Source organism: Paraburkholderia sp. GAS38, from assembly GCF_050434965.1.
Lineage (GTDB): Bacteria > Pseudomonadota > Gammaproteobacteria > Burkholderiales > Burkholderiaceae > Paraburkholderia > Paraburkholderia phenazinium_A.
Genome location: NZ_JBNDJO010000026.1, coordinates 15,740 through 28,314, shown reverse-complemented (window position 1 = coordinate 28,314; position 12,575 = coordinate 15,740). Strand labels below are relative to the sequence as shown.

7 protein-coding genes and 1 riboswitch are annotated in these 12,575 nt (G+C 64.0%); of the genes, 1 reads left to right on the top strand and 6 read right to left on the bottom strand.

What is annotated here, in order from left to right; all coding sequences use genetic code 11:
* Window positions 1–206: 206 nt before the first annotated feature.
* From P3T42_RS36550 to crcB, 5 genes are all read right to left on the bottom strand, one after another.
* The gene (locus tag P3T42_RS36550) at window positions 207–3,533 is read right to left on the bottom strand and encodes an efflux RND transporter permease subunit (RefSeq protein ID WP_074298067.1); all 3,327 of its coding nucleotides are present in this window, start codon (window positions 3,531–3,533) and stop codon (window positions 207–209) included.
* Window positions 3,534–3,536: 3 nt separating this feature from the next.
* On the bottom strand, window positions 3,537–6,680 hold the full coding sequence (locus P3T42_RS36545) for an MdtB/MuxB family multidrug efflux RND transporter permease subunit (RefSeq protein WP_429308778.1): 3,144 nt from the start codon (window positions 6,678–6,680) through the stop codon (window positions 3,537–3,539).
* A gap of 17 nt (window positions 6,681–6,697) precedes the next feature.
* Window positions 6,698–8,095, bottom strand: a complete 1,398-nt coding sequence (locus P3T42_RS36540) for an MdtA/MuxA family multidrug efflux RND transporter periplasmic adaptor subunit (protein WP_429308777.1) — start codon at window positions 8,093–8,095, stop codon at window positions 6,698–6,700.
* Window positions 8,096–8,340: 245 nt separating this feature from the next.
* On the bottom strand, window positions 8,341–9,177 hold the full coding sequence (locus tag P3T42_RS36535) for an IclR family transcriptional regulator (RefSeq protein WP_074298073.1): 837 nt from the start codon (window positions 9,175–9,177) through the stop codon (window positions 8,341–8,343).
* Window positions 9,178–9,735: 558 nt separating this feature from the next.
* Window positions 9,736–10,116, bottom strand: coding sequence for a fluoride efflux transporter CrcB (crcB, locus tag P3T42_RS36530; RefSeq protein ID WP_074298075.1), 381 nt, complete (start codon window positions 10,114–10,116; stop codon window positions 9,736–9,738).
* A gap of 65 nt (window positions 10,117–10,181) precedes the next feature.
* Window positions 10,182–10,245: riboswitch (Fluoride riboswitch) on the bottom strand.
* Between the two features lie 223 nt (window positions 10,246–10,468).
* Between crcB and P3T42_RS36525 the strand changes: the two genes are divergently transcribed.
* On the top strand, window positions 10,469–12,115 hold the full coding sequence (locus P3T42_RS36525; RefSeq protein WP_083640512.1) for a sensor histidine kinase: 1,647 nt from the start codon (window positions 10,469–10,471) through the stop codon (window positions 12,113–12,115).
* On the opposite strand, the gene P3T42_RS36520 is transcribed toward P3T42_RS36525, so the two are convergent.
* Window positions 12,102–12,428, bottom strand: coding sequence for a hypothetical protein (locus P3T42_RS36520; protein ID WP_074298077.1), 327 nt, complete (start codon window positions 12,426–12,428; stop codon window positions 12,102–12,104). The genes P3T42_RS36525 and P3T42_RS36520 overlap by 14 nt on opposite strands.
* Window positions 12,429–12,575: the final 147 nt, after the last annotated feature.

Sequence of the window (12,575 nt, the reverse complement as noted above, 5' to 3'; positions counted from 1 at the left end):
CCGTACACCTGTCAGCTATGTCTCCAGTCTGTACACGGCGGCAAAGAAAGTAGGTGCCGCCCCGCACAGGGGCGAAGCTAATAGACCACTAAGAATACAAGGAGAGGCCAACACCCTAAGAAAACAGCCAAAAAACCAAGGCGCCGCAGGCAAAAACCAGCAAGAGCTAAACAGCCAGAAGCCGCCTGCAAGGCAAAAAAAAGCCCTCACCGATTCCCTTGAACCCCACCCCGACCACCGGAGCCCCGCCGCCGCCCCTCCCACCGAACGCGAATACGATCCATATAAAGATAAACAACCGGCGTGGTATAGAGCGTAAGCATTTGACTAACAATGAGCCCACCGACAATGGCGATCCCCAAAGGCGCCCGCAACTCAGCCCCATCCCCATTCCCAAACGCCAACGGCAGCGCCCCAAGCAACGCAGCACAAGTGGTCATCATGATCGGCCGAAACCGCAACAAACAGGCCTGATGAATCGCATCATAAGAAGACAACCCCTGACGAGAAGCTTCAATAGCAAAATCAATCATCATGATCGCGTTCTTCTTGACGATGCCAATCAGCAAAATCACCGCAATCAACGCAATAATGCTGAACTCCGTCTGAAACAGCAGTAACGCCAGCAACGCCCCCACCCCCGCCGAAGGCAACGTCGACAAAATCGTCAACGGATGGATATAGCTCTCATACAGTATCCCCAGCACGATATACACCGCCGCCAACGCCGCCAGAATCAAGAGCGGCATGTCCGACAAGGACTGCTGGAACGCCTGCGCCGTCCCCTGGAAACTGCCGTGGATCGTCCCCGGCATGCCGATCTCCGCCATCGTGTCGTAGATCGCCTGGGTCGCGTCCGACAACGATTTGCCCGGCGGCAAGTTGAACGAGATCGTCGAGGCCACGAACTGGCTCTGGTGATTCACCGATAACGGCGTACTCCCCGGACCAAAACTCGCAATCGCCGACAACGGAATCATCGTCTCCTTCGACGTCGACACCGCCGCCCCCGACGACGCACTCGATTTGCCGCTCGCCGCAAGCGAATTGATCGCCAGGTTGCGCGCCGAATCCGACGCAATCGCCGCCGCGCTCGATGCCGTCGTGCCCGCCGTGCCGCCGCCCAATGCGCTCGTGCTGCTGGTGTTGGCCACCGGCGCAGTCACCGTGCCCGCCGTCGCGTTGGTGGTCTGCGCGCCGCTCGCGCTGCCCCCCGATGTACTGACGTAGATCTGCTTCAGCATGTCCGGGCTTTGCCAGTACTTCGGCGCCACTTCCATCACCACGTGGTACTGGTTCAGCGGGTTGTAAATCGTCGACACCTGACGCTGGCCGAACGCGTCGTACAGCGTGTTGTCGATCTGCGCCGGCTCGATGTTCAGCCGCGCCGCACTCGCGCGGTCGATCGTCACCATCGATTCGAGGCCGCCTTGCTGTTGGTCGGAATTCACGTCCGCCAGTTCGGGACGCGCCTGCAACGCCTCGGTGAGTTTCGGGCCCCACGTGTACAGGTCGGTCGTCGAATCCGCCAGCAGCGTGAACTGATACTGCGCGTTCGATTGCCGTCCCCCCACGCGGATGTCCTGCACAGCCTGCAGGAAGGTGCGCACGCCCGCCACCTCGGAGAGCGGTCCGCGCAATTGCTGGATCACCTGGTCTGCCGAGACGCGCCGTCCGGGCTTCGGCTTCAACTGCACGAACATGAAGCCGGAGTTGGTCTGCCGTCCGCCGGTGTAGCCCACCGCGCCTTCCACGGCCGGGTTCTCGCCGACGATCTTCATCATCTCGGCGAATTTGCCCTTCATCGCCTGGAAGGAGGTGGACTGGTCCGCCTGAATGCCGCCGACGAGGCGGCCGGTGTCCTGCTGCGGAAAGAAGCCCTTCGGGATGATTACGTAGAGCCACACGTTCAGCCCGATCGTGGCAAGCAGCACCAGCAGGATCAGCAGCGGATGCCGCAGCGACCAGCCGAGTGTGTGTTCGTAGCCGCGCTGCATCGACTGGAAGCCCCGTTCGAGCCAGCGCGCGAAACGTCCTTCTTCTTCACGCTCATGCGGCTCGTTGAGCAGGCGCGAGCACATCATCGGCGTAAGCGTCAGCGACACCAGCAGCGAAACCGCAATCGCGAGCGACAGCGTCAGCGCAAATTCGCGGAACAGCCGCCCGACGATGCCGCCCATCAGCAGAATCGGCAAGAACACCGCCACCAGCGAGATGCTGATCGAGACCACCGTAAAGCCGACTTCGCGCGCGCCGCGAAACGCCGCTTCTCTGCGCGGTACGCCGTTCTCGATATGCCGCGAGATGTTTTCGAGCACCACGATCGCGTCGTCGACCACGAAGCCGGTCGCAATCGTCAGCGCCATCAGCGACAGGTTATCGATCGAAAAACCCATCAGGTACATCGCGCCGAACGTACCGATGATCGAGATCGGCACCGCCACGCTCGGAATCAGCGTCGCTCGCCAGTTGCGCAGGAACAGGAACACCACCATCACGACCAGCGCCACTGCGATCATCAGCGTGTGCTCGGTGTCCTTCAGCGAGGCACGGATCGTGGTGGAGCGGTCGACCGTCGGCGTCACCTCGACGTCCGCCGGCAGCGAGGCCTTGAGTTGCGGCAGCATCGCCTTGACGCGGTCGATCGTTTCGATGATGTTCGCCCCCGGTTGGCGGGACAGGATCACCAGCACCGAATGCTTGCCGCTGTACAGGCCGAGGTTGCGCAGGTCCTCAACCGAGTCGACCACCTCCGACACATCCGACAGATGCACGGCCGCGCCGTTGCGGTAGGCAATGATCAGGTCCTTGTACTGCGACGCCTTGCTCGCCTGATCGTTGGTGTAGAGCTGCACATGGTTCGGGCCGAATTCGATCGAGCCTTTCGGGCTGTTCGCATTCGCCGCGGCCAGCGCCGCCCGCACGTCTTCGAGTCCGATACCGTAGTGGAACAGCATCTGCGGTTCCAGTTCCACGCGCACCGCCGGATTGGCCGAACCGCTGACGTCCACTTCGCCGATGCCGTCCACCTGCGAGAGCGATTGCTGCAACACGGTGGCGGCGGAGTCGTACAACTGCCCGGCCGTCAGCGTGTTGGAGGTCAAGGCGAGAATCAGGATCGGCGCGTCGGCCGGGTTCACCTTGTGGTACGTCGGATTGCTGCGCAGGCTCGCGGGCAGGTCGGCGCGGGCCGCGTTGATGGCGGCCTGCACGTCGCGCGCGGCGCCGTCGATGTCGCGGTTCAGCCCGAATTGCAACGTGATGCGCGTCGAGCCCACCGAGCTCTGCGAGGTCATTTCGGTGACGTCGGCAATCGAGCCCAGGTGCCGTTCGAGCGGGCTCGCCACGCTGGTGGCCACCGTCTCCGGACTCGCCCCCGGCAGACTGGCCTGCACCGAGATGGTCGGGAAGTCGACCTGCGGCAGCGGCGCGACCGGCAGCTTCGTGAAGGCGAACACGCCGGACAGCGCAATGCCCACCGCCAGCAGCGTGGTGGCGACCGGCCGGGCAATAAACGGACGCGACAGGTTCATCGCTTAGTTCCCCGCGTCGGTGGCGGGCGGCGGGGCGTTGCGGCCGCCTTCGTCATGCGGGTCGTGATGAAAACGCGCCCGCACGCGCCGCGCCAGCGAGTCGAACGCGAGGTAGATCACCGGCGTGGTGAACAGCGTCAGCAACTGGCTCACGATCAGGCCGCCCGCAATCGCAATGCCGAGCGGCCGGCGCAGTTCCGAACCCGCGCCGGTGCCGAGCATCAGCGGCAGGGCGCCGAGCAGGGCCGCCATGGTGGTCATCAGGATCGGCCGGAAGCGCAGCAGGCACGCCTGGTAAATCGCCTCGCGCGGCGGCTTGCCCTGTTCGCGTTCGGCCTCGAGCGCGAAGTCGATCATCATGATGGCGTTCTTCTTCACGATACCGATCAGCAACACGATGCCGATGATGCCGATGATGTCGAGGTCGTGCCCGGTGATCAGCAACGCGAGCAATGCGCCGACGCCGGCCGAGGGCAGCGTCGAGAGAATCGTGATGGGGTGGATGAAGCTCTCGTAGAGTACGCCGAGCACGATATACATGGTGACGATCGCGGCGAGGATCAGGAACAGCTCGTTCGCGAGCGACGCCTGAAACGCCAGCGCCGCGCCCTGGAAGCGCGTCTGGAACGAGGCCGGCAAGCTGATGTCCTTTTCCGCCTGATTGATCGCCTTGACGGCCGCACCGAGCGACGAACCCGGCGCCAGGTTGAACGACACCGTGGTAGCGGGAAACTGGCTCAGGTGGGTCACCAGCAACGGTGCCGGCTGTTCGACGAACTTCGCGATCGACGACAGCGGCACCTGGCCGCCCGTCGAGGTGGAAGAGGGCAGGTAGATCGCGTTCAACGACTCTGTGTAGTGCTGGACCTGCGGCTGCGCTTCGAGAATCACGCGGTACTGGTTCGACTGCGTGAAGATGGTCGAGACGATGCGTTGGCCGAAGGCGTCGTACAGTGCGTTGTCGACGGTGGCCGGCGTGATGCCGTAGCGCGACGCGCTGGCGCGGTCGATTTCCACATAGACCGACTGGCCGTTCTCCTGCAGATCTGTCGCGACGTCGGCGAGTTCAGGGGCCTGCTTGAGCCGCTCGACCAGCTTCGGCACCCAGGTCGCGAACTCGGCGATGTTCGGATCGGTCAGCATGAACTGATACTGCGTTGGGCTGACCGTCGCGTCGATGGTCAGGTCCTGCACCGGTTGCATGTACAACGAGGCGCCCGGAATGTGCGCCACATCCTTCTGCAACTGGCGGATCACGTCGCTCGCGGTGTGGTTGCGGTCGTCGCGCGGCTTCAGGTTGATCAGCATTCGCCCGCTGTTCAGCGTGATGTTGTTGCCGTCCACGCCGATGAACGAGGTCAGGCTCTCCACATCAGGATTCTTCAGGATCTGCGCGGCCAGTTCCTGCTGGCGCTCCGCCATCGATTCGTACGACACCGACTGCGGCGCCTGGGTGATGGCCTGGATCACGCCGGTGTCCTGCACCGGAAAGAAGCCCTTCGGAATGAACACGTACAGCACGCCGGTCAGCACCAGCGTGAGCACGGCGACAAACAGCGTCGAGCGCTGGCGGTCCAGCACCCAGGTCAGCGCGACGGCGTAGCGCGCGATGATGTAGTCGATGAAGGCGTGCGCTTTGGTCTCGAAGCGATGCGCTTCCTTTGGCGGCGTGTGGCGCAGCAGTTTGGCGCACATCATCGGCACGAGCGTGAGCGACACCACCGCCGAAATCACGATGGTCACGGCCAGCGTGATCGCGAATTCGTGGAACAGGCGGCCCACCACGTCGCCCATGAACAGCAGCGGAATCAGCACGGCGATCAGCGACACCGTCAGCGAGATGATGGTAAAGCCGATCTGTTTCGAGCCCTTGAGCGCCGCTTCGAGCGCCGACTCGCCCTCTTCGACATAGCGCGCAATGTTCTCGATCATCACGATGGCGTCGTCGACCACGAAGCCGGTGGCGATGGTGAGCGCCATCAGCGAGAGGTTGTCGAGCGAAAAGCCGCACAGATACATCACGGCCAGCGTGCCGATCAGCGAGAGCGGCACCGACAGGCTCGGGATGATGGTGGCGTAGACGTTGGCGAGGAACAGGTACATCACCAGCACCACCAGCACCACCGACATCAGCAGTTCGAACTGCACGTCGCGCACCGAGGCGCGGATCGTGGTGGTCCGGTCGGTGACGATCCGCACGTTCAGCGCGGCGGGCAGCGAGGCCTGCAGTTGCGGCAGCAGCGCCTTGATGCTGTCCACCACCTGGATCACGTTCGCCCCCGGCTGGCGCTGCACGTTCAGGATGATGGCCGGTGTTCCGTCGACCCATGCGCCGAGCTTGGTGTTCTCCGCGCCCTGCACGATGGTGGCGACGTCCGTCAGCATCACCGGCCGGCCGTTCTTGTAGGCGATGACCGCGCTCTTGTAGGCGTTGGCGTCGGTCAGCTGATCGTTTGCGTTGATCGTGTAGGCGCGCGTCGGTCCGTCGAAATTGCCTTTCGGCGTATTGACGTTGAGGTTCGAAATGGTGGTGCGCAGGTCGTCGAGATTCAGACCGTACGCCGCCAACGCACGCGGATTAGCCTGAATTCGCACAGCCGGACGCTGGCCGCCTGACAGACTCACCAGACCGACGCCGGCCACTTGCGAAATCTTCTGCGCGAGACGTGTGTCGGCCAGGTCCTGCACCTGTGTCAACGGCATGGTCTGCGAGGTGAGGGCGAGCGTGATGATCGGCGCGTCGGCCGGGTTGACCTTGGCGTAGATCGGCGGCGCGGGCAGATCCGACGGCAGCAGGTTGCCGGCGGCGTTAATCGCGGCCTGGACTTCCTGTTCGGCGATGTCGAGCGGCAGGTCGAGGCTGAACTGCAGCGTGATGATCGACGAGCCCGCCGAGCTTTGCGACGACATCTGGTTCAGCGACGGCATCTGCCCGAACTGCCGTTCGAGCGGCGCGGTGACCGACGAGGTCATCACGTCCGGGCTCGCGCCCGGATAGAAGGTCTGCACCTGGATGGTCGGGTAGTCGACTTCCGGCAGCGCCGAAAGCGGCAGGAAGCGCAGCGCGACCAGCCCGACCAGCATGATTGCCGCCATCAGCAGGGCAGTGCCGACCGGGCGCAGAATAAAGGCGCGGGATGGATTCATGCGGGTTCAGTCAGCCTTTATTCCGAAGCTTGCGCCGGGTGTTTGTGATGATGCGCATGCGCGCCCGACGCGCCCCATGCACCCCACGCGCCCGATGCGCCGTGCGGACCGGAAGCGCCGCGTGCTCCCGAAGCGCCGCGCGGACGGTCCGCCGGAATGGTGATCTTCGCGCCTTCCTTCAGACGGTCGGAGCCGTCGATTACCACCCGCTCGCCAGGCTGCAGGCCGGTGGCGATGCTGGTGCGTTCGCCGTCCACGGGGCCGATCCTGACCGGCCGCACGGTGACCGTGCTGTCGTCCTTCACCACGTACACGAACTGGCCCATCGAGCCGTTCAGCACGGCGGAGGTCGGCACGATCACGGCGTCGTGAATCGTATCCACCAGCAGCCGCGCGTTGACGAACTGGTTGGGGAACAGCAGGCTGTCGTCGTTGTTGAACATGGCGCGCAGCTTGAGCGTGCCGGTGGTGGTGTCGATCTGGTTGTCGAGCGTCTCGAGCGTGCCGCCCGCGAGCGAGGTGGTGTTGCTGCGGTCGTACGCCGTCACCGACAGCTTCGTGCCCGTTTGCACCTGCTTCATGATCTGCGGCAGGCTGTCTTCGGAGACGGTGAAGATCACGCTGATGGGCTGCAATTGCGTGATCACGACAAGCCCGTTGGTCAGGCTGGGCGTGACGTAGTTGCCGGGGTCGACCTGGCGCAGACCCACGCGGCCCGATACGGGCGCGGTGATGCGCGCGTAGATCAGGTCGAGCTTGTAGGTGTCGATGTTGGCCTGATCCGACTTCACGGTGCCGATGTACTGTTGCACCAGCGACGCTTGCGTGTCCACCTGCTGACTCGCGATCGAATCCTGGGCGAGCAGCGTCTGATAACGCTTCAGGTCGAGGCGGGCGGTTTGCAGCAGCGCCTGGTCGCGCGCCAGCGCGCCCTCGGCGTTTTCAAGCGAGATCTGATACGGGCGCGGGTCGATCTGTGCGAGCAGGTCGCCCTTCTTGACCATCTGACCTTCCTGGAACGCGACCGTCTGCAGCGTGCCGCTCAACTGCGTCTGCACGGTGACGGTGGCAAGCGGCGTGACCGTGCCGAGTGCGGTCAGCACGACCGGCATGTCGCCTTGCGTCGCGGTGGCGACGTGCACCGGCTGCGCCAGGTTGGCGAACGCGCCAGGGCCGCCGCGGCCGTGGCGGCCGCCGCCCTCGCTCTGCGCCGCCGCGCCGCCGGCCGGGCCGCCCCATGGATGCCAGCGCCACACCACAATGCCCGCGACGACCAGCGCGGCGACGATCAGTCCGATAGTGCGCCCCCGATGCCGTTTGCCGCCGCTCTTTGTCTGGCTGGTCCCGGCGGTGGACGGCTGGTGCGCCGGGGCGGGTGTGCGAGAAGTTTCCGAATGCTGTTGTTGTTCGTCCATCGATTCGATCAGGTAACGGGCGTGGAGTTAGGCAGGTGTGCGAAATGCAACACGTTGGACAGCGCGGATCGGCCACAGCAAGCTGGACGAAAGCATGATCGTACGTCCCTGGCTTCCTTACCGTCCAGTGATGTATTTTTCTGTTGGTTACGCGCGTTACACCGCGCGGACCGCTGCGTGCCGCACGTGGCGGCGCGTGCCGGCAGCGGTCCGGCGGGTCCTCGTGGAATGGGCCGCGCAGCCGCTCAATTGTCCAGCCGCCGTCCTGGCGTGCCGCCAATTTCGAGGGCAATGTTGGCGATGCATTCGAGCAGCAGCGGCGCCGCGCGCGTCATCAGCCAGTCGCGTGGGCACTGGTGGGCGGAGCCGCCGCAATTGACCGCATAGCGCTCGCCGGATGGGCCGATGAAACCGGCCGCGATCGCGTTCAGCCCGTCGTGCCACTCGCCGGTGGCAATCGCGAAGCCATGGGCGGCGGTTTCCTGCAGCGCCTGGCCGAGCCGGTTGCTAATTTGCCCCCAGTCGTCGCCTTCGGCAGCCTGCAGCCCAAGCAGCAGTTTCTGACGCTCGGGCTCTGACAGCACGGCCAGATAGGCGCGGCCGACAGCGGTGCGGCTCAGGTTCATCCGCGACCCGATGTCGAGCCGCGACACCAGCACGGCCGAGCGCGGCTTGATGGCGTCGATAACCACCATGTCGAGCCGGTCGCGCACGGCCAGATGCACGGACAGCGAGGTGCGTTCGGCGAGATCGATCAGGAACGGCCGCGAGCGCGCGCGAATATCGAAGTTGCGCAGAAATCCGTTGCTCAATTCCAGCACGGACGAAGTCAGCACGAAACGTTCGCTGTCCGGCAGGCGAAACAGAAACCCGGCGCTGACAAGCGTCGCAGTGATGCGCGACACGGTCGGTTTCGGAATGCCCGTGAGCTCGGTCAGTTCGCGGTTGCTGAGCGGGGAATCGGCTGCCGCGATACAGCGCAGCACGGTCAGGCCGCGCGCGAGCGCCGTAACTTCGTCTCCTGAGCCGTCTTTTTCCTTGACGGGATCGGTGCCGCGGGGGAGCATGGATTCGTGGGTCATCTCATTATTGTGAAACTTTGTTTCATTTTACACATTTGTGCTGTGCCGCCGAACCGAAAGCGGCAGTGCCGAACTTGCACCATAATGACGCATGCTGGCCCTATTTGATATGACGATTCATTGTAATAGAAGGGTGCCGCCGGCAGTGCCCGGCTGCATTAGATTTTGCTTGACTTAGTCAGCATAACCGTAAAAAATGGAATCACATTTCGAAAGGAAGGCTTGCGTGTGAGTTCGGCACGGTAGCCTCAGCCTCGCCCGACATGCTCTACAGCCCGGGCCAGCAAGGCGCCAACGGCAATTCACGCGTGTGGCGCTGTCAGGCGACGCTTTCGAATCCCCTCTCTCAGGTTCTAGCACGGCCCTCGGAATGGCTAGAACTTTTTAAGGCGTCACGGTCACGTGACGCCTTTTTTTTCGTCCGTGAACTAGATATTGGCGGATGAGAAGGAGAGGGCGCGCGGCGTGGCGCCGCAATATCTCTTTATTTAATGCGTATTGAATCGACTCGCATTGCGCGATTGCGGCAAGCGAAATGAAACAGGGTGATGCGTCTATCTAGCGGGTCACGAGCGATACGGTCGCGATTCCCAGCACCGTCATCACCAGCGACGTGGACACGTGAATGGCAATTTCGCCGGCGGCCCAACCGAAACGACCTTCCTGCAAGCGCTGGACGACTTCGGCGGAGAAGGTCGAAAAGGTGGACAGGCCGCCCATCAGCCCGGTGATGACGAAGAGCCGCCACTCGGGGGCCAGCTCGGGCAAGCGGGCAAAGAACGCCACGGCGACGCCGATGACATAACCGGCAATCACGTTGGCGGCGAGGGTGCCGAGCGGCAGGGCGGGGAAGACGCCGTTCAGACGGATACCGAGAAACCAGCGGAACAGTGAACCCAGTGCACCGCCGATACCCACTGCGACAATAGATAAATACATGGAAGGACGCCTGGCAAGGTCGACAAACCGGGGTGAGCGCAGACACGGCGTATCCGCAATCATCCGGGCATGCAGGCATCATCAGCCCTGTCTGGGCGGTTAAAGGAGAATGCCATCTCCAGCAGGCGATTTTATCATCACACAAGCATGTGGGGACAGGTGACAGACCGCGCGTACGGGCGCAGTCAATGCGCCGTGCATGGTGCATGTCGTGGCAACCGGCGCGAGCGGAGTGGTCCCATGCCGCCGGGCGGGCGGCCATGCTGACGGCCTTTGTCATCCAGGGCAAACGCCGACATAATGTGCTGTCCCCTGCGCGGCCTGCCGGGCTCCCGAACTCCTTCGCGTACGCATGAGACTGACAACCAAAGGGCTGTTGCTGATCGCGATTCCTGCCGTGTTCGAGCTCGCCCTCCTGTCGGGGCTGGTCAAGGCACAGGTGGATGCCGCGCAGGCCGAGCGCTGGCAGGCCCACAGCGAGGACGTGCTGCGCCAGACCACGGCGATTCTGGAGCCGGTGCTGCTCGACTCGGTGCGTCTGCGCGGCGCGGTGCTCAGCAATAGCGCAGATGTCACGACGCCCGTCGCGCTATGGATGGACATCGACCGGCGCATCGACCAGTTGGCCGATCTCGTGGCCGACAATCCACCGCAGGTGGAGCGCGCGGTGCAGATCCGTCAATCGGTGCAGGCGTACCGGCAATGGTCGGACCGTGTGCAGGACCTGTTGCATTCGGGGCGCCGGCGCGACGTCATCGAACGGTTCAGCGAACTGGCCACGACCGACGTGCTCGACCGTTTCCGCGCCCAGATCACCGCGTTCCAGAACGAGGAGCGGCTCATCGACACCCAGCGTTCGACCGAGGCCGAGGCCGCGCGCGAGCGGCAGCAGGTGCTGGTGGTGGCCGCCGTGTTTGGCTCGCTGCTGTTCGTCGCGCTGGCCGTGTGGCTGTTCACGCGCGGCGTGCGCGGGCGGCTCGCGCTGCTCTCCGACAACGCCGGGCGGCTCGCCAGCAATGAACCGCTCGCGCCGATCGACCACGGCTCGGACGAAATCGCCCGGCTCGATCAGACGCTGCACGAGACGAGCCGGCGCCTGCTCGAGGCGGAGCGCATCCAGGCCCGTTTCCAGGCCGATCTGGCGCGCCGCGCCAATGAATTGACCGCCATCAACGAGACGCTGCGTCAGCAGACCCAGGAAAACGAGATGTTTATCTACAGCGTGTCGCACGATCTGCGCGCGCCGCTCGTCAACCTGCAGGGCTTCTCGAAGGAACTGATTCATGCCTGCGACGACCTGCGCAAAGCGGTCCGGCTGTCGTCGCTGACGCCCGAGCGGCGGCAGCATATCGAGCAACTGGTGGACGAGGATATCGGCGAGGCGCTGCATTACCTGCAGACCGCGGTGCTGCGTGCGTCGCACATCATCGACGCGTTGTTGCGGCTCTCGCGCGTCGGCCGCGTCGAGTACCGGCGTCAGCAGGTGCATGTGCGCGACATCGTCCAGCGTGTGGTCGATGCGATGCAGGTATCGATCCGGGCGCGCCGGGCACGCGTGGTAGTCCACGATCTGCCCTCGGTGTGGGGCGATCCGACCGCGCTCGAACAGGTGTTCGCGAATCTGGTGGGCAATGCGATCAACTACCTCGATGCGTCGCGCGATGGACGCGTCGAAGTCGGGACGACGCCGGCGCCGCCCGGCGTCCACTCGTTACGTATTTTCTATGTGAAAGACAACGGGCTCGGGATTCCGGCTGTCGCCATACCGCGTCTGTTCAACGCGTTTCAGCGCTTGCACGGCAACGTCGCAACCGGCGAGGGGATCGGACTGGCGCTGGTGCGTCGCGTGGTGGAGCGGCATGGCGGCCGCGTGTGGGCGGAGTCGACCGAAGGGGTCGGCACGACCTTCTATTTCACGTTGCCGGAGGCGGAGATTCGTGTGCCGCGCGAAGAGCCCGAGATGCTGGCGCTGGGCGCGCCGGGACTTAGTACGCGGTGAAGATGCGGCGTGGCTTCAGCAGTTTGCTGGCGCGAATCGACCAGTAGCAGCCGAACGCCATCAGGATGGCCGCGCCCAGGATCACGATGTGCGGTGCGGGGCGCATGCCCAGCAGGCCGTCGAGCGCGAACAGTCCGCGTACCAGGATCAGCAGGGCAGCCCAGAGTGAGAACGCAGCCTGCACGAGCAGGCGGGTGCCGGTGAAGCGGCGCGCGCGGTTCTCGAGCGACCAGCGGGCCGGGGCGCGGCCGCAGAAGAAAGCGATCGCCATGAGTGCGATCACGAGGACGACGATCCAGTCTGTCAGTTCCATCGAAAGGGGCTCCAAAGTCAACCGTCGACTATAGGAAGGCCGTTCGCGATGAACTATCGGACTAGTCTCAAATGCAGTTGGGTATGAGCCGGCACATCTCAATGCAATCCGCGCGCAAGGGTGCCGGTTGCAGGCCTTGTTCTCGCG